This window comes from Ruegeria sp. AE4, assembly GCF_056542185.1.
Window position 1 is genome coordinate 20,888 of sequence record NZ_JBQFZK010000017.1, and the last position, 16,346, is coordinate 37,233.

Annotated in this window: 18 protein-coding genes; 6 read left to right on the forward strand and 12 right to left on the reverse strand. The window is 57.2% G+C overall.

Annotated elements, in window-relative coordinates; genetic code table 11:
• Nucleotides 1-10 precede the first annotated feature (10 nt).
• The 5 genes from ACR0EK_RS16880 to ACR0EK_RS16900 form a co-directional block, all read right to left on the reverse strand.
• Complete coding sequence (locus ACR0EK_RS16880; protein WP_480546470.1) at nt 11-649, reverse strand: glutathione S-transferase family protein; 639 nt, start codon at nt 647-649, stop codon at nt 11-13.
• Nucleotides 650-928: 279 nt separating this feature from the next.
• Entirely contained in the window at nt 929-1,141 is a 213-nt protein-coding gene (locus ACR0EK_RS16885; protein ID WP_209503252.1) for a hypothetical protein, read from the reverse strand.
• 55 nt (nt 1,142-1,196) lie between these two features.
• Entirely contained in the window at nt 1,197-2,978 is a 1,782-nt protein-coding gene (locus tag ACR0EK_RS16890; RefSeq protein ID WP_480967962.1) for an acyl-CoA dehydrogenase C-terminal domain-containing protein, read from the reverse strand.
• 42 nt (nt 2,979-3,020) lie between these two features.
• Complete coding sequence (locus tag ACR0EK_RS16895) at nt 3,021-3,422, reverse strand: MerR family transcriptional regulator (protein WP_209503256.1); 402 nt, start codon at nt 3,420-3,422, stop codon at nt 3,021-3,023.
• A gap of 270 nt (nt 3,423-3,692) precedes the next feature.
• Nucleotides 3,693-4,061, reverse strand: a complete 369-nt coding sequence (locus tag ACR0EK_RS16900; RefSeq protein WP_480485170.1) for a MerR family transcriptional regulator — start codon at nt 4,059-4,061, stop codon at nt 3,693-3,695.
• Nucleotides 4,062-4,176: 115 nt separating this feature from the next.
• Between ACR0EK_RS16900 and ACR0EK_RS16905 the strand changes: the two genes are divergently transcribed.
• Genes ACR0EK_RS16905 through ACR0EK_RS16915 form a run of 3 tightly spaced genes read left to right on the forward strand, consistent with a single transcriptional unit; the run spans nt 4,177 to nt 6,435 of the window.
• Nucleotides 4,177-4,596 (forward strand): PaaI family thioesterase, encoded by a 420-nt coding sequence (locus tag ACR0EK_RS16905; protein WP_209503260.1) that lies wholly within the window; start codon nt 4,177-4,179, stop codon nt 4,594-4,596.
• A 1-nt stretch (nt 4,597) separates the two neighbouring features.
• Nucleotides 4,598-5,116: a PaaI family thioesterase gene (locus ACR0EK_RS16910; RefSeq protein ID WP_267364663.1), complete on the forward strand. Its 519-nt coding sequence runs from the start codon at nt 4,598-4,600 to the stop codon at nt 5,114-5,116.
• 2 nt (nt 5,117-5,118) lie between these two features.
• A complete protein-coding gene (locus tag ACR0EK_RS16915) occupies nt 5,119-6,435 on the forward strand; it encodes an MATE family efflux transporter (RefSeq protein ID WP_480898040.1) in 1,317 nt (438 codons plus the stop codon).
• Here ACR0EK_RS16915 and arsC read toward each other — a convergent pair.
• Genes arsC through ACR0EK_RS16935 form a run of 4 tightly spaced genes read right to left on the reverse strand, consistent with a single transcriptional unit; the run spans nt 6,432 to nt 8,591 of the window.
• Complete coding sequence (gene arsC / locus ACR0EK_RS16920) at nt 6,432-6,773, reverse strand: arsenate reductase (glutaredoxin) (protein ID WP_480869641.1); 342 nt, start codon at nt 6,771-6,773, stop codon at nt 6,432-6,434. The two genes, ACR0EK_RS16915 and arsC, sit on opposite strands and share 4 nt — an antisense overlap.
• Nucleotides 6,770-7,828, reverse strand: a complete 1,059-nt coding sequence (locus ACR0EK_RS16925) for a quinone-dependent dihydroorotate dehydrogenase (RefSeq protein WP_480898043.1) — start codon at nt 7,826-7,828, stop codon at nt 6,770-6,772. Before ACR0EK_RS16925 ends, arsC begins: the two co-directional genes overlap by 4 nt.
• A complete protein-coding gene (locus ACR0EK_RS16930) occupies nt 7,825-8,256 on the reverse strand; it encodes a DUF1330 domain-containing protein (RefSeq protein WP_480538200.1) in 432 nt (143 codons plus the stop codon). Before ACR0EK_RS16930 ends, ACR0EK_RS16925 begins: the two co-directional genes overlap by 4 nt.
• A complete protein-coding gene (locus tag ACR0EK_RS16935) occupies nt 8,253-8,591 on the reverse strand; it encodes a DUF952 domain-containing protein (RefSeq protein ID WP_209503272.1) in 339 nt (112 codons plus the stop codon). Before ACR0EK_RS16935 ends, ACR0EK_RS16930 begins: the two co-directional genes overlap by 4 nt.
• Before the next feature lie 107 nt (nt 8,592-8,698).
• Here ACR0EK_RS16935 and ACR0EK_RS16940 point away from each other — a divergent pair, with 107 nt between their 5' ends.
• Nucleotides 8,699-10,276, forward strand: a complete 1,578-nt coding sequence (locus tag ACR0EK_RS16940; RefSeq protein ID WP_480484248.1) for a bifunctional metallophosphatase/5'-nucleotidase — start codon at nt 8,699-8,701, stop codon at nt 10,274-10,276.
• 63 nt (nt 10,277-10,339) lie between these two features.
• Here the strand turns inward: ACR0EK_RS16940 and ACR0EK_RS16945 are convergent, their stop codons facing one another.
• Nucleotides 10,340-11,992 (reverse strand): tetratricopeptide repeat-containing sulfotransferase family protein, encoded by a 1,653-nt coding sequence (locus ACR0EK_RS16945; protein ID WP_480967963.1) that lies wholly within the window; start codon nt 11,990-11,992, stop codon nt 10,340-10,342.
• A gap of 55 nt (nt 11,993-12,047) precedes the next feature.
• Between ACR0EK_RS16945 and ACR0EK_RS16950 the strand changes: the two genes are divergently transcribed.
• Both ACR0EK_RS16950 and mnmH read left to right on the forward strand, forming a co-directional pair.
• Nucleotides 12,048-12,713, forward strand: a complete 666-nt coding sequence (locus ACR0EK_RS16950; protein WP_480558296.1) for an SOS response-associated peptidase — start codon at nt 12,048-12,050, stop codon at nt 12,711-12,713.
• Nucleotides 12,714-12,750: 37 nt separating this feature from the next.
• Complete coding sequence (gene mnmH, locus ACR0EK_RS16955; RefSeq protein WP_480967964.1) at nt 12,751-13,803, forward strand: tRNA 2-selenouridine(34) synthase MnmH; 1,053 nt, start codon at nt 12,751-12,753, stop codon at nt 13,801-13,803.
• Here the strand turns inward: mnmH and selD are convergent.
• Both selD and ACR0EK_RS16965 read right to left on the reverse strand, forming a co-directional pair.
• The gene (gene selD / locus ACR0EK_RS16960) at nt 13,794-15,953 is read right to left on the reverse strand and encodes a selenide, water dikinase SelD (RefSeq protein WP_480967965.1); all 2,160 of its coding nucleotides are present in this window, start codon (nt 15,951-15,953) and stop codon (nt 13,794-13,796) included. The genes mnmH and selD overlap by 10 nt on opposite strands.
• A gap of 5 nt (nt 15,954-15,958) precedes the next feature.
• Nucleotides 15,959-16,345 (reverse strand): Na+/H+ antiporter subunit G, encoded by a 387-nt coding sequence (locus tag ACR0EK_RS16965; protein ID WP_209597047.1) that lies wholly within the window; start codon nt 16,343-16,345, stop codon nt 15,959-15,961.
• Between the last annotated feature and the right edge of the window lies 1 nt (nt 16,346).

Here is a 16,346-nt window from a genome sequence, read left to right on the forward strand (position 1 = left end):
GGTTTTCTCCTCAAGCTCGATCCGACGGGTTGCCGGGCATCAGGTCATAGGGGTGCTTCCAACCGGGCTGTTCGGACAAGCGGGTCAGCCAGGCGTCGATATGGGGCCAGTCGGCACGGTCAAAACCGAATGGTTCAGGGTAATACAGATAGCCGCAGCAGCTAAGGTCGGCGTTGGTCACACCATCACCAACGATCCAGTCGCGGCCGTCCAGGTGGTTGTTCAGGATTTCATAAGCCGCCTTCAAACGTCCTTTATTGAATGCAATGACATCAGGGTTGCGGTGCTGCACGGGTAGGAAATTGATCAGGAACCGCGTCAAACCTGCCATTGAGCTGAGTTTGTGATTGTCCCACAAAACCCAACGCAGAATATCGTAGTCTTCTTCCCGGTCCTTGCCACCGAACTTGCCGGATTTCTCCGTGACATAGGCCTGAATCGCACCGGATTGGCTGGTGTGAAAATCTCCATCGACCAGAACTGGTGCTTCACCCAACTCGTTTACGTCAGCACGATATTCCGGCGTGCGGGTTACACCTTTGAAGAAATCGACAAAGACCGGTTCCCACTCCAAACCGGACATTTCCAGAGCCAAAGCAGCCTTGTAGCTGTTTCCACTTTCTCCGAAGCAATGAAGTTTGATGGTCATGTGCTCGCCCCTCCCAAGGCGCATGTGGCTAGGCCGGATTTGAGTATTTTTGAAAAGATGAAGGGCAGTAGGTAACGTTTCATCAACCATCTTCGTATTCAGTGGTCGTGCGGTACAGGCTGGAGAGCCGATGACCGCAAAAGGTGAAGTCGTTCCTGTCCTGATGGCGAGTGTGCCCGGTGGCAGGGACGCATCGCCGCTTCATCTTTTCACAAATACTCCCGCCGGAGGCGTCCGGCATTCAAATTAAAGTCGCCGTTGAGTTTTCTCCGCAGCAGTTCACCTCTTCCGTGCCTCAAGTTCGGAATTGAAGATGCGCAGGCGGTGGGTCAGGTTCTCCTCATCAATCACGCTGTTGAAATTCTCGAACAAGAAAGACAGCGCCTCACCTTCGTCCAGACCGGCATCACGCGCGAACGCTTTGAGTTTGCGATACCCATCTTCAGTCATCGCAACCGGAAAGCGGCGGGTCAGGCGAAAACGTTTTGGCATTTGGTCTCCTCCGGTAAGCTGGGTCCGGGCGGTGTTGCCCGGACCCAGACTGAGATCAGAAGTTCGCCGCGTCCAGTGCCATTACCGTGTCCGCGCCGGTCTGGATTCGCGCCAGATGCATCGCTGTCGCGGGCAGGCGGCGGGCCATGTAGAAACGGCCGGTGGCAATCTTGGCCTCGTAGAATTCTTTGTCCGAGGCTCCACCATCCAGCGCTTCCTGAGCCGCTTTCGCCATTTGCGCCCACATCAGGCCCAGGCAAACATGGCCGAACATGTGCATAAAGTCATAGGAACCGGACAATGCGTTATTCGGGTTCTTCATGCCTTCCTGCATGAAATACATGCCAGCGGCCTGAAGATCCTTGGATGCGGCTTTCAGCGGTTCGATGAACGCCTTGTCGTATGCTTCGTTCTGGCCCGCGTTTTCCTTGCAGAAGGTTTTGACCATCTCGAAGAACGCCATGACGTGCTTGCCGCCATCCTGCGCCAGCTTGCGACCCACAAGATCAAGCGCCTGAACGCCATTTGCACCTTCGTAGATCATCGCGATGCGGGCGTCGCGGGTATATTGCGACATGCCCCATTCTTCGATGTAGCCATGGCCACCATAGACCTGCTGCGCCTGAACGGTCATGTCGTAGCCTTCGTCGGTCAGGAAGCCTTTGATGACCGGGGTCAGCAGCGAGATCAGCCCGTCCGCATCCTTGTCTCCCGCGCGGTGCGCCTTGTCGATCATGGTCGCGCCCCAAAGGATGAACGCGCGCGCGCCTTCGGTAAAGCTTTTCTGATCCATCAGGTTGCGACGGATATCAGGATGCACGATCAGAGGATCGGCCGGACCATCCGGGTTCTTGACACCGGTCACATCGCGACCCTGCAAACGGTCCTTGGCGTATTCCAGAGCATTCTGATAGGCCGCTTCGGCTTGCGACAGGCCCTGCATGCCCACCCCCAGACGCGCTTCGTTCATCATGGTGAACATGGCGCGCATGCCCTTGTGCTCTTCGCCCAGCAGCCAGCCGGTGGCTTCGTCATAGTTCATGACGCAGGTCGAGTTGCCGTGGATACCCATTTTCTCTTCGATCTTGCCGACCGATACGCCGTTGCGCTCGCCCAGGCTGCCGTCTTCGTTCACAATGAACTTGGGCACAATGAACAGCGACACGCCTTTGATGCCCTCGGGGCCACCCGAGATCTTGGCCAGCACCAGATGGACGATGTTGTTTGCCATGTCGTGGTCGCCAGCCGAGATAAAGATCTTCTGGCCGGAGATCTTGTAGCTGCCGTCACCCTGCGGTTCTGCTTTGGTGCGCATCAGGCCCAGATCGGTGCCACAATGCGGTTCGGTCAGGTTCATGGTGCCGGTCCATTCACAGCTGACCATGTTGGGCAGGTATTTGTTCTTCTGCTCGTCTGTTCCGTGCGCCAGAATGGCCGAGGCTGCGCCATGGGTCAGGCCCTGATACATGGTGAAAGCCTGGTTGGAGCCCGAGAACATCTCACCCACGGCTGTGCCGATCACGTAAGGCATGTTCTGGCCACCATACTCTTCCGGCATGTCGAGGCCAGTCCAGCCACCTTCCTTCATCTGCTCGAAGGCGTCTTTGAACCCGGTAGGGGTGTACACAATGCCGTTTTCCAACCGGCACCCTTCGGTGTCACCAACAACGTTCAAAGGATGCAGGACGTTGGTGGCAACCTTGCCTGCTTCTTCCAGAACTGCGCCGGTGAATTCGGGCTCCAGTTCGTCATAGCCGGGGATGTCCGACTGCGAGACTTTCAGAACATCGTGCAGAATGAACTGCATGTCTTTGGTTGGCGCGTTGTAAACGGGCATGTGAAGCTCCCTTAATTCATATGTCCGGAAGGCAGGGCGAGGTTACTCGGCCGCCTTCTTTTCCTGTTTCATCGAGGCGATGACTTTCTCGCCCCAGCGCAACTGCTCTTTCAGATCGTCGATGGCCTGCGTCAGCTCTTCGCGGCGCGATTCCATGTCAGCCAGACGCTCGCACGCGATTTCATATGTGCGATTCATCTGGGTGACCTGTTGATCGCCCACATGGTAGAGATCCAGCAGCTGTCGAATTTCCTCGAGGCTGAACCCGAATCTTTTGCCGCGCAGGATCAGCTTCAGCCGCGCCCGGTCACGTTTGGTGAACAGACGTTTTTGGCCTTCGCGGATCGGGAACAGTAGTTCCTTTGCCTCATAGAACCGCAAGGTGCGTGGTGTGACATCATAGGTCTCGCACATCTCGCGGATGGTCATCACATCTTCGGTCATTCGTCATACTCTCGTCACTGGCGTCATGAAACATGAGTTGCGCAGTTGGTGGGTGCTTTACAACATGTGAGTGACGTTTACGTAATCCAGACGCTGCGTCACTTTGAAGTTGACGTAACATCCGTGCACGTAAGGGGCTTTCGGCGTAATTTTGTTACCGTTACGTCAACTGATTTCCGGCATGAATAAACGGGTGCCTTGAAGGGGATGCGCACCGGTTTCGACAGGTTCTGCCACCTGCAATGCTTGATTATGAAATATCGGAAAAGGTTATTCCAGCGACTTGGCCGTTTGGTCGCGCAGGCTTTTGAGTTCGTCCATTGCCTCATCCAGTTGCTGTCGCTGCTGCTGAAGCTCACTCATCTGGCGGTCCGCCATTTCGACAAAGGTGGCCATCTGGGCCTCGTTTCCCTGATCTTCATAGATCAGTAGCCATTGGCGAATCTCTTCTAGAGGAAAACCAAACTTTCGGCCGCGCATGATCAGTTTCATCCGCGCGCATTCCCGGGGCCCGTAAAAGCGCGAACGCCCTTCGCGGTCCGGTTGCAAAAGCTCGATATATTCGTAGTAGCGCAGGGTGCGCGGCGTCACGTCAAACTCGGCGCACATTTCTTTGAATGACAAACGGTTGTTGGACATTCCCGGTCTCCTCGTCAGCAACCTAGGCGGTCCCGATCCCAAGCGCAACAGGTAGGCTTGCTCTTTACCGGAACACCGGCTCATAAAGGCGGTGCAGAGAACAGGACGCATACTTATGGTCGATAAGACAGTTTTAGCCCGCCAGTTTATCGAGGCGATCCCCCATGCGCGGGCATTGAACCTTACGCTCACGCAGATCGGCGAGGGTGAGGCAGAGATAACTCTGCCCTACAACAAAGACCTGATCGGGGATCCGCGTACAGGGGTGATTCATGGGGGCGCGATATCCACGATTCTGGACACCTGTTGTGGCGCTGCGGTGATGAGCCACCCATCGGCCCCCGGAGGAACCGCAACAATCGATCTGCGGATAGACTATATGCGCGCGGCGACGCCAGGTCAGACGATTACTGCACATGCCGTCTGTCACCATATCACGCGAAACGTTGCCTTCGTGCGGGCCACCGCAATGGACAACGACACGGACCTGCCGGTGGCGACAGCCTCAGGGTCCTTTACGGTTGAAGGGAAGTAATATGCCAAGACCTCGTCCCGAGCCGATGCAGGTGGTCAAGCAGCGCCGCGATGCAGCCCTGCGTGCGCTTGTCGACGGCGTACCGTATATACGTTTCCTGAACATCAGTTTTGACAGGCGCGGGGATGAGCTGACCGGCGTTTTGAATTTCGATGACAAGCTGATCGGCAATCCGTTTCTGCCTGCAATTCATGGCGGCGTGACCGCTGCCTTTTTGGAGGTAACAGCCGTTATCACGCTGAGCTGGGAACACATGTTCCCAAGTATTGAAAGCGGAGAGATCGATGCAGAGGCAATCGTGTCAGACGAAAGCATCCGGTTTCCCAAGACAATCGACTTTACCGTCGACTATCTGCGTTCGGGCTTGCCGCGAGACGCCTATGCGAGGGCGTTTATCAGCCGGTCCGGGCGGCGTTACGCCTCGGTACGGGTTGAAGCCTGGCAGGACAATCATGCGAAACTGTTTGCGCAGGCCTCCGGGCATTTCCTGATGCCGCAACCGCCTCGGGGCAAGAGCTGACCATGCAGGACGCCTCGGCGCCCATCACGCATCGACGGGTACTGAAGATCGCTGTGCCGATTGTCCTGTCGAACGCCACCGTTCCGATTCTGGGGGCAGTTGATACCGGCGTTGTCGGCCAGTTGGGGCAGGCTGCGCCTATTGGTGCGGTCGGGATCGGTGCAGTGATCCTGTCAACGATCTACTGGATCTTCGGTTTCTTGCGGATGGGAACCACCGGGATGGCGGCGCAGGCACGCGGGGCAGGCGACGCTGTTGAAACCCGGGCATTGCTGATGCGCGGCCTGATGCTTGGCGGCGCGGCCGGGCTGTTCTTTTTCCTCACGCAAGTGGCTGTGTTCGCCGGTGCATTCGCCCTTTCCCCGGCAAGTCCCGAGGTCGAAACGCTCGCCCGCGCCTATCTTGAGATTCGAATTTGGGGGGCGCCAGCAACTATCGCGCTTTATGCGGTTACCGGATGGTTGATTGCGGTTGAACGCACGCGTGGGGTTTTTGTTCTTCAGGTCTGGATGAACGGATTGAACATCGTTCTGGACCTGTGGTTTGTGCTTGGTCTTGGCTGGGGTGTCGAAGGGGTTGCCATTGCCACTTTGATTGCGGAATGGACAGGTCTGGCGCTGGGCCTTTGGCTGTGTCGGGATGGGTTCGAAGACGGAATCTGGCGCGACTGGGCCCGCATATTTGATGCCGCTCGGCTGCAACGGATGTTGCAGGTCAACGGCGATATCATGATCCGGTCGGTTTTGCTGACCGGATCCTTCACGACTTTTCTTTTCGTCGGTTCGGATCTCGGTGATGTCAATCTGGCGGCCAATCAGGTCTTGCTTCAGTTTCTAGAAGTCACAGCTTTCGCGCTGGACGGGTTCGCCTTTTCCGCCGAGGCTTTGGTCGGAAGCGCGGTGGGTGCCAGAGACAGGTATCAGGTGCGCCGTGCGTCTGTCATGACCTCGCAATGGGGTGTTGGGGGTGCCCTGTTACTGGGTGCGGTTTTCTTCGTCGCCGGACCGGCGTTGATCGACGTCATGTCGACCTCACCGCAGGTGCGTGAGGCGGGGCGTGAGTTTCTCGTATGGGCCGCGTTGGCACCCGTTATTGGCGTGGCAAGCTGGATGTTTGACGGAATCTACATAGGCGCTACCTGGACCCGGGCAATGCGCAGCGCGATGTTCCAATCGGTTGTGTTCTATCTGGTTGCGCTGTTTATTCTGGTGCCAAGCTTCGGAAATCACGGCCTGTGGGCCGCGTTGATGGTGCTTAATATCGCGCGCGGCGTGACTTTAGGATGGCGCTATCCCAAGCTCGAGGCGCAGGTGGCCTAGAGCAGCGTAAGAAGGTTTTCCGGTGGACGCCCGATGGCGGCTTTATCCCCCGCAATGGCAAGCGGACGCTCAATCAGGATCGGGTTTTCGGCCATGGCCCGGATCAGGGCGTCGTCTGGCGAAGCCTTTGTCAGCCCCAGTTCCTTGAACCGGGATTCTCCGGTACGCATCATCTCAACGGGCGAAAGCCCCAATGCGGATTGTGCCGCTCGCAGCTCATCGATTGATGGTGCATCCTCAAGATATTTGCGCACCGTGACCCGTGCGCCATTCTCTTCCAGCAACGCAAGACCGGCGCGGGACTTTGAACAGCGCGGGTTGTGCCAATATTCGATCATAGCCAGTCCTCTCGTTTGCTGCCGACGGCTTGGGCTACATTCTCAAAGCCGTCGCGGGCCAGCAGTTCATCCAGCCCGTTCGCAATGTCAGCCGCCAGAGAAATGCCGCCATACACCATCGCCGTATAGAACTGCACAGCAGATGCCCCGGCGCAAATCTTGGCATAGGCCTGTTCCGCATTGCTGATGCCACCCACGCCGATCAGGGGAATGTCACCTCCGGTCAACTGGCTGAGCCGTGCCAGAACACGTGTTGATTTCTCGAACAGCGGTGCGCCGGACAATCCGCCGGTTTCACCTTTGTGCGAACTGCGCAACCCGTCACGCGACAGGGTGGTGTTGGTGGCGATCACGGCATCCACACGGGTCTCGCGCGCAACATCGGCAATGTCCTGCAACTCGGCATCGGTCAGGTCCGGCGCGATTTTCAGGAAGATGGGCAGTGGGCGAGGCAGCGCATCACGGGTTTCAATCACACCGTTCAAAAGCGCGCTTAGCGCCGCCTTGCCCTGCAAATCCCGCAGCTTTTCCGTATTCGGGGATGACACGTTGACCGTGGCAAAATCCAGATGCGCGGCACAATGCGCCAGCACCTTTACGAAATCACACGCGCGATCCTCGCTGTCCTTGTTGGCGCCCAGATTCAGGCCGATCACCGCATTTTGGGGGCGATCAGCAAGCCGTTTTTCCATCACCTCCATGCCTTCGTTGTTGAAGCCAAAACGGTTGATCGCCGCTTTGTCCTCGGTCAGGCGAAACAGGCGTGGTTTGGGGTTTCCCGGTTGCGGGCGCGGTGTGACGGCCCCGACTTCGATGAAACCGAACCCTGCGCGCGACAGCGGCGTCAGAACTTCACCGTTTTTGTCGAAGCCCGCGGCCAATCCTACCGGGTTAGGCAGGTCCAACCCGGCAAGGCTTGTTTTCAGGCGCGGCGTTGTCACCGGCCCCGGCGCAGGCGCAAGCCCCGCCTTCAAAGCCCTGATCGACATCCCGTGGGCGGTTTCGGGGTCCATGCAGTGCAGGGCTGCAAGCCCGAATTTCTCGGTCAGTTTCATCCGAACGCTTTCCTGCTTTCGCTTGATCCGCACCGGATCAGGCGCGAGGTCTCTACCGCAGCCTGCCGATGGACCACCGCCGCCCGGTAGGCCGGATCGGTCACCATTTCAAGAAACGCATATGCAGTCGGATAGCGTGCGATAAAGACGGCATCCCATACCTCATCAGCCGGTCCGATCAGTGTCGTTTCAAAGACACCCCGCCATAGGATGCTTGCCCCGATACGGCCAATGATTGGGGCGGTTTCAGTCCCGTATTTCTGATAGGCCTGCGCCCCGGTCAACCCTGCGCCCGCCAATTCATGTGATTTGGGATACTGCGCCTCGGCGCGGAACTTCACCAGATTGAGCATTTCGATCGGCTGGTCGCGGTCCAGGGCCTTGAACGCCTCGAACTGGCCGCGATCCGGATCGACATAAGATATCATGCCATGTCCTCGGGAAACTGATGTGCCGTGCCGACAAAAGGCAGGGGTCGCGCCCAGACAACGTCGCTTAACCTGATCTGACGATACAGATGTGGAAACAGGGCGTCTCCTCGCGACACTTCCCATTTCAGGTCATCGCCCATGGCATCGGCATCACAGGCCAACAGCGTAAGCCCTTCAACGCCCGCAAAATGCTTGGCAGCGGTTTCAGCAGCTTGTTCAGCGGTAGAAAAGTGAACAAACCCGTCTGACACGTCAATGGGTGCTCCGTCTGTGGCGCCCAGACTTTGCAGTTCAGCCCATTCGACGGCTCGGAAAATCTTGTAGATCAGCATGATGACCTGATGCCCCGCACAGCGCTTGGAATCAAGCTGGATTTCTCCTTTGACTCTCGGTCGACATAAGCGCACGATCCCCGGCAATAATAACAGGGAGTTCCAAGATGTTGACCCGATTTTTAACTTCGGTCGCGGTGGTGGGCCTGACGGCGGGTGCCGCAGCAGCCGATTACAAGCTGACAATTCTGCACACCAACGATTTCCATTCGCGCTTTGAGCCGATCAACAAATACGACAGCGGTTGCGGTGAGGAAGACAATGCAGAAGGCAAGTGCTTTGGCGGATCGGCGCGCCTAGTAACGGCAGTTGCCGACGCGCGCGCACGGGCAGAAAATTCGATTCTGGTGGATGGAGGTGACCAGTTCCAGGGGTCCCTTTTCTATACCTATTACAAGGGCAAGGTCGCAGCCGAGTTCATGAACAAGCTGGGCTATAATGCCATGACCGTCGGCAACCACGAGTTTGATGACGGCCCCGAAGTGTTGCGGGGGTTCATCGACTCGGTCGACTTCCCGGTCCTGATGTCCAACGCCGATATTCACGACGAAGAGCTTTTGACAGACAGGATCAAGAAATCGACCGTTATCGAAGTAGGCGGCGAGAAGATCGGCTTGATCGGCCTGACCCCAATCGACACGGATGAGCTTGCCTCGCCCGGCCCCAATGTCACGTTTTCGGACCCGGTGCCAGCTGTGCAGGCCGAAGTCGATAAACTGACAGGTGAGGGTGTCAACAAGATCATCGTTCTCAGCCATTCCGGCTATGGCGTCGATCAGCGTGTCGCACAAGAGACGACTGGTGTTGACGTGATCGTCGGCGGGCATTCGAACACGTATCTTTCGAATGTGTCGGATAAGGCGGCAGGTCCGTACCCAACAGTGGTAAACGGCGTACAGATCGTTCAGGCCTATGCTTATGGCAAGTTTCTGGGCGAATTGAACGTCACTTTCGATGACGATGGCAAAGTGATCGAGGCAGCTGGCGAGCCTTTGATCATGGACAACGCAGTGACCGAAGATCAGGCCGCGCTGGACAGGATCGCGGAACTGGCGGTGCCTTTGGATGAAATCCGCAACAAGGTTGTTGCAAGCGCTGCAGAAGCCATTGAAGGGGATCGTTCAATTTGCCGCGTGCAGGAATGCCAGATGGGTAACCTGGTTGCGGATGCGATGCTGGCGCGTGTGGCGGATCAGGGCGTTCAGATTGCCATTGCTAACTCGGGTGGGTTGCGGGCTTCTATCGATCCCGGTGATGTTACCATGGGCGAGGTTCTGACGGTGTTGCCTTTCCAGAATACACTGTCGACCTTTGAAATCAGCGGACAGGGTGTCATTGACGCACTCGAAAATGGCGTAAGTCAGGTGGAAGAAGTGAAAGGCCGATTCCCGCAGGTCGCCGGTCTTAGCTTTACCTGGGACCCAAGCGTGGCACCGAACGAGGGGCGCGTCAGCGAGGTGATGATTGCCGAGGGTGACGGTTTTATTCCGATCGACCCGAACAAGACCTACCTGGTCGTCACCAACAACTACGTCCGCAACGGTGGTGACGGGTACAAGATGTTCGAAGGCGATGACAAGAACGCCTATGACTTCGGCCCGGACCTTGCGGATGTCACCGCGGAATACCTGGCGGAAAATGCGCCCTATCAGCCCTATGTAGACGGGCGTATCAAACAGAAGTAACTTGGTTTACGACAAAGACAAAAGCCGCATCCCTGTGATGCGGCTTTTTTGTTTGGGAACGGATCAGCTGAAATCATATTCCGGCCAGAGTTTCGGATCGAACCCGTCCAGCATCGGTTTGATGTGCTCAGCAACCCCGCGCCAGCCGCCGATAGACTTGGTCGAGATCTTGTTGCGCACCTGATCGATGCTTGCCGTACGTACCTGTTTGGTGTTTTTCTCGGGGTGCATCATCGTTTCGGTCCACTCCAAATCGCAGAACGCAGCGACCTGCTGGCTGTAGGTTTTCGGGTCGGCCACCAGTTCTTCGTAAGGTACCGTCAGAATACGATTTCCGAACACGGTATCCCAATGCGCCATATAACGACGATACATATTTGCCGAATGGGCGATGGCTTGCATATTCGAGGCATAGCGCATTCCGCCCGCAGGAAAACATCTGATCCATTTGGACAATCCAACATCACGCGGATCGCGCAGCATGTTGATAATCTTTGCCTTTGGGAAGGCAGACAGCAGGAATCCAATACGTTGATAATTGTGCGGCATCTTGTCGACAAAGGCGACAGAGTCGCCCGGAATGGGCGGCATCAATTCGAGGAATTCCCGCGCAAGCTCGGACGCTTTGGCAGCGTCATACTTCTGGCCTTTTTTCTCATACTCACGCGACAGATCGGCCCCCAAAGTCAGTTCGCCGCAACCGGAAATTCCGGGGGCTGAACTCAGCATCATTTCCATCAATGTCGTGCCCGAGCGGGGTTGACCCAGTACAAAGATCGGTGCTGGCCCCTCGGCAAAGCCGGACTCTGGTGCATCGGAATCGACAGGGAACAAGCTGGTGATCCGGAACAGTTTTTCCTCTTCATCCGCCGGGACATAGGGGTTGCCTTGGTGCTGAATTTCATTGGCCCGCGCATAATGCGGCATGGCGGCATTCAACCCGTCTAACTTTGAAATCAAATGCGCCTTGGCGAACTGGAGCTCCAGCTTATCACCTCCCTTTTCGGAGATGGCTTTATTTACGGCTTCCAGCAGTTCCGGAGCTTCTTCTGTGGTTGCAATTGCCGATAATTGCAGCAAAGCCGACATATGCTCGGGTTCGTTTTGAAGAACGCGCCTCAGTATTGCCTTGGACTCGTTCTTTTCACCCGTTTGGTGAAGGTTTACAGATTTAATAAGGGCAATCTTTGTGTTCTCGGGGTCCAACTCGTAGGCGCGGGCGACATCCCGCGAGTTTTCATCGTCAAAGCCGATATTGGCGTAAGCTCTGGCACGTTTTGCAAGAAGGTCCACATTGTCTGGATCGCTCTCCAGCTTCTTGCTCGCATGTTCGATCATCATGCGCCAGTTGGTGCCTTTGAGGTGAATTTCATCCAACACGCGGTTCAATTCCTGGTTGTTGGGGAATTGCTCCAGCTTTTGTTCGGTATAGTCCAGGGCTTTGGGAATTTGCCCGGTCTGCATCAATGCATTCGCCAGGTTTTCGACAAACTGCAGGTCGTCCGGTTTCATCCGCGAGGCTTCAACAAAATGCGGAATTGATTTCTTGTATTGCTTCATCTCGGTCAAAACAAAGCCGGCGATGGCATGATAATCCGAGTCTTTTGGGAATTTCTTGACACCCAGCTGGGCCTTTTTCAAAGCTTGCGGCAGCTTGCCTGCTTCCAGAAGCGCCAGTGCTTTGCTCTTGAGGGATTGCGTTGTCTGGTATTCCATGTGACCCCGTGAGATCCTGTGCCTGTATCAAGAATGTATCGGTGGTTCATTACCCATGTGCGGACGGTTTGCAATAACTCTTCCCAACGACGCAATGGCGCAGCTGTTTTCGGCGCGCCCGGCAAATGCGCTACCTGTGGTGCCGAATTTCAATGTTTGTCCGACAAATCAGGTACATGTCGTGCGTAGCGGCGAAACAGGCCGCCATCTGGATGCGCTGCGCTGGGGATTTCTGCCACATTGGTACAAGACCGAAACGGCGGGGCCGTTACTGATCAACGCCCGGGCCGAGACCCTGGCGGACAAGCCCGCCTTTCGCGATGCCTGCCGGACGCGCCGCTGCCTGATCATAGCGACTGGGTTCTATGAATGGACAAAAACGGAACAGGGAACGCGCCTGCCTTGGTATATCCACCGTCAGGACAAAGCTCCCATTGCCTTTGCCGGGGTCTGGCAGGACTGGGGCCCTGAAAGCGAACGGCAGGGCACCTGTGCTATCGTGACGACGGCTGCCAGCAAAAGGCTTGAGGTCATTCATCAGCGAATGCCCTTGATCGTAGAACCCAATGACTGGCCATTGTGGTTGGGTGAAGCCGGAAAAGGGGCCGCACGGCTGATGCAGCCGGGGAACGAGGATGTGTTGACCTTCCACCGGGTCGGGCCTGCGGTGAACTCGAACCGGGCCAGCGGGCCAGAGCTGGTCGAACCTTGTGACGCGTGACCTTTTCTTTGGAAACGCGGCAAGCTAGACCTTCGGCATGGCTCTGAAATTTCCTGACCTGACCCAACTTTACGCGCACAGGTATGATACCGTGATCGACGTTCGCAGCCCTGCCGAGTTTGCCGAAGATCATCTGCCGGGTGCAATAAACCTGCCTGTGCTGAACAACGAGGAACGCGCCCGGGTCGGAACCATTTATGTACAGGACAGCCCCTTTCTGGCGCGCAAGCTGGGCGCTGCTTTGGTGTTCCGCAATGCAGCCAATCACATCGAACACCACCTCAGCCATCATGACGGAGCGTGGCGCCCCTTGGTCTATTGCTGGCGCGGTGGACAGCGTTCCGGATCATTCACATGGATGTTGCAGCAAATTGGCTGGCGCGCCGAAGTGGTTGACGGTGGCTATCGTACCTACCGTCGATTGGTGAACGCTTATTTGTACGATGATCCTTTGCCACATCGACTGATCGCGCTGGATGGCTACACGGGCACCGCAAAGACCGATCTTTTGGCTCTGTTGCACGCACGAGGCGTACAGGTTCTGGACCTTGAAGCGCTGGCCAACCATCGCGGGTCCTTGCTGGGCGAAAGGCTGGGGGGGCAGCCAAGTCAGAAGGGGTTTGAATCTGCCCTGTCTGCTGCGCTGTGTTCAATGGATCCGGCGCGTCCAGTCGTGGTCGAAGCGGAATCATCCAAAATTGGCAGCTTGATCCTGCCGCCCAGCCTTTGGAACGCGTTGTGCAAGGCTCCGCGTGTGAACATTACGGCTTCAATTGAAGCCCGTTCTGCCTATCTGGTTCGGGCTTATGACGACATTCTGTCTGACAGTGACCGATTGCGGGACCGGTTGTCACCGCTGCGGTTCCATCGCGGGCATGAGGTCGTTGACGGATGGCTGCGATTGATTGATGCGGGTCAAAAACAGGCGCTGACACGGGCCTTGATGGAACAGCATTATGATCCCGCATACGCCAAATCCCGGCAATCCCGCCCGGTGCAGGTATTGGCCAGTTTTGATGTGGAAACTTTGGACAACACGGGGCTGAGCAACGCGGCCGCGCAAATTGAAAGCCTTCTGGATCAGCTTTGAAGGCGCAAACCCGGTGTGTCGGTCAGCTGGCCAATGATCATTGCCGTATATCCCGCGTCCAGAAGATCTTGCAAAAGGGTTTCGGCGTCCCTCGCATTCACGGCGGCCAGCAAACCCCCGGCTGTTTGCGGGTCAAAAAGCAGCGCCGCCTTGCCCCCGGACGGAAGATCGGGCGCAATCGCGTTGTTGTCGGCAAAAATCGTTGACCGGACCCCCTGATCCGTCAGCGCAAGCGCGCCGTCCATCACCTTTACCGCGTCCAGTTCAAGCGTAGCGCCGCAATGCGATGCGTCGCAGATGCCTTGCAGATGCCCGGCCAGACCAAACCCGGTCACGTCGGTCATCGCATGGGCGTTGGCCAAAATGCGGGCTGCATCGCCCTGGGGCTGTGTCATATGTTTGTAGGCTGCCGCGACCCAGGCCCCTTCGGCAAGACCAGCCATTTCCGCCGCCATCAGAACACCGCTTCCCAAGGGTTTTGTCAGGATCAGGCGATCCCCCGGCTGACCACCCGCCAATGTAATCGGAGTAGCCTTGCACAGGCCAGTCAGCGTGAAACCGACAGTCATCTCATCGCCCATTGAGCTGTGCCCGCCCACGATTTCCGCGCCCGCAGCCCGCATGACGTCACTCGCGACTGACATGATTTCGGACATTGTGCGGCTTTGCAGGGCGGCAGACATGCGCGGCAGGATGATTGTTGCCGTGGCCGCCTGAGGTGCGGCCCCCATGGCCCAGATATCCCCCAGGGCGTGAACGGCAGCGATCCGCGTCATAAGGGCGGGATCGTTGGTGAAAGCCCGCAGGTGGTCGGACGTCATGACTTGCTGCGCCCCGCCTGTTTGCAAAAGCGCGGCATCGTCGCCGGGTAGGGCGGTGATGTCGGTACGAGCAGGGGCGGGGAGGGATTTCAGGGCGAGTTGCAATGCGTCGCGCCCGACCTTTGCTCCACATCCGCCGCACATGGGCTTTTCACCCAAAACCTCATCAAGCCCGGTTGCCCGGTCGCGTGGCAGGGCGGGCGGTGTCATTTGCGGCAGGTCGCGAAACTTGTTCATAAAGGTCTGGTCGATATGGTTCTTCCATGTCCACATCAACGGGCCGCTGAACGATGTTCCCAAACGCTCGGCCAGTGCTGACTTGCCACCCAGTGAGATCAGTTTGAGATAATCTTTTTGCGGTGTGTATTTTCGCATCTGTCCCGCGCCGAGCGCTGCGCGAAGATTATCGTACAAAACCGGCGCTTCGCGCACCGCATAGACACCAGCCTTCGGTCTGGGGTTGTCCGTAAGATGGGCGCAATCCCCGGCGGCAAACACAGCCGGATCACTGGATTGCAGGTAGCCGTTCACTCGGATGTGTCCGTCCTGAAGGTCAAGCCCTGTGTTTGCGATCCAGTCATAGGCGCGGGCTCCGGCGGCACCGGTCACGAAACCAGCCGGAATTGTGCGCCCGTCCTGTAGTTCCACGTGATCCTGCCCGATCCGGGTGATCACCGCGTTTTCAATCACCTCCACACCAAGGTCATGCATTGCAATCCGGATTGTTGCCGCCGCCTTGGGTTTGGTTGCAGTCAGGGCCGAGGCCCTATCGATCAGGGTAATCTGTGCCGCCCGCCCCCTGGCCTTCAACGCATGTGCCATCGCCATGACCAGTTCGACGCCCGCGACGCCGCCACCGATCACAGCGACCGAGGCCGGGCCTTGACCCTTTAGATACTCGGCCCATTTCGCAGCAAAAGGTCCCAGCGGCTTGGCTGGCACTGCATGTTCCGCAAAGCCTGGCAAGGCGGGCATGTCCGACGTGATCCCTACATTGACCGAAGCCACGTCGAAGCCTACCGGAGGATGCCCGAGGACATGCACTTCGTGTGTTTCGGTATCGATGCCATTGACCGTGCCCAAGATCACCCGCGCACCTGCGAAACGGGCCAGTCTGACAAGATCGATATCCAGCTCCCACCGGTCGTAATGTCCGGCGACATATCCGGGCAACATCCCGGAATAGGGAGCGGTGGGGCCGGGGTTGATCACGGTTACCCGCGCGCCGGGCAAAGGGCTCATTCCCCATTTGCGCAGCAGCAGAGCATGGGTGTGGCCGCCGCCAATTAAAACCAGATCACGGGTCAGGGGCAGCGGAGATGTGTGCATTTGTGTTAATTCGCGCTGTGGTCCGGAACATCCTCGACCTGCTCGACAGCGTGGGTGGCCCAAAGCTCATCCTCGCCAGCATCGGGCAGGTCGCTGGGCAGTTCATGACGGTGAATATGCCATTTTGCAATGAACAGGGCCGTGATCGGAGCCGTCAGGAATAAAAACAGCGTGATCAGAAGCTCGTGCAGCGACAGTTTGCCTTCCAGCAGAACGGAATGGGTGATCGAAGCCAGCAACACCCCACCCACGCCTAAAGTTGTCGCCTTGGTCGGTGCGTGAAGGCGGGACATAGGGTCATTCAGCTTGATCATGCCGAAGGACCCGACAAACCCGAAAACACCCGAGATTATAAGGAAAACGGCGATCAGCAGCTCTGCAATGAATGTCATA

Excerpts from the sequence above, each read along its gene's own strand:
- ACR0EK_RS16910 (WP_267364663.1), top strand. The coding sequence starts at position 4,598 with ATGCCAAGACCTCGTCCCGAGCCGATGCAGGTGGTCAAGCAGCGCCGC.
- ACR0EK_RS16885 (WP_209503252.1), bottom strand. The coding sequence starts at position 1,141 with ATGCCAAAACGTTTTCGCCTGACCCGCCGCTTTCCGGTTGCGATGACT.
- arsC (WP_480869641.1), bottom strand. The coding sequence starts at position 6,773 with ATGATCGAATATTGGCACAACCCGCGCTGTTCAAAGTCCCGCGCCGGT.
- mnmH (WP_480967964.1), top strand. The coding sequence starts at position 12,751 with ATGGCTCTGAAATTTCCTGACCTGACCCAACTTTACGCGCACAGGTAT.
- ACR0EK_RS16930 (WP_480538200.1), bottom strand. The coding sequence starts at position 8,256 with ATGATATCTTATGTCGATCCGGATCGCGGCCAGTTCGAGGCGTTCAAG.
- selD (WP_480967965.1), bottom strand. The coding sequence starts at position 15,953 with ATGCACACATCTCCGCTGCCCCTGACCCGTGATCTGGTTTTAATTGGC.
- ACR0EK_RS16895 (WP_209503256.1), bottom strand. The coding sequence starts at position 3,422 with ATGACCGAAGATGTGATGACCATCCGCGAGATGTGCGAGACCTATGAT.
- ACR0EK_RS16905 (WP_209503260.1), top strand. The coding sequence starts at position 4,177 with ATGGTCGATAAGACAGTTTTAGCCCGCCAGTTTATCGAGGCGATCCCC.
- ACR0EK_RS16925 (WP_480898043.1), bottom strand. The coding sequence starts at position 7,828 with ATGAAACTGACCGAGAAATTCGGGCTTGCAGCCCTGCACTGCATGGAC.
- ACR0EK_RS16935 (WP_209503272.1), bottom strand. The coding sequence starts at position 8,591 with ATGCTGATCTACAAGATTTTCCGAGCCGTCGAATGGGCTGAACTGCAA.
- ACR0EK_RS16945 (WP_480967963.1), bottom strand. The coding sequence starts at position 11,992 with ATGGAATACCAGACAACGCAATCCCTCAAGAGCAAAGCACTGGCGCTT.
- ACR0EK_RS16915 (WP_480898040.1), top strand. The coding sequence starts at position 5,119 with ATGCAGGACGCCTCGGCGCCCATCACGCATCGACGGGTACTGAAGATC.
- ACR0EK_RS16900 (WP_480485170.1), bottom strand. The coding sequence starts at position 4,061 with ATGTCCAACAACCGTTTGTCATTCAAAGAAATGTGCGCCGAGTTTGAC.
- ACR0EK_RS16880 (WP_480546470.1), bottom strand. The coding sequence starts at position 649 with ATGACCATCAAACTTCATTGCTTCGGAGAAAGTGGAAACAGCTACAAG.
- ACR0EK_RS16890 (WP_480967962.1), bottom strand. The coding sequence starts at position 2,978 with ATGCCCGTTTACAACGCGCCAACCAAAGACATGCAGTTCATTCTGCAC.
- ACR0EK_RS16950 (WP_480558296.1), top strand. The coding sequence starts at position 12,048 with ATGTGCGGACGGTTTGCAATAACTCTTCCCAACGACGCAATGGCGCAG.
- ACR0EK_RS16965 (WP_209597047.1), bottom strand. The coding sequence starts at position 16,345 with ATGACATTCATTGCAGAGCTGCTGATCGCCGTTTTCCTTATAATCTCG.
- ACR0EK_RS16940 (WP_480484248.1), top strand. The coding sequence starts at position 8,699 with ATGTTGACCCGATTTTTAACTTCGGTCGCGGTGGTGGGCCTGACGGCG.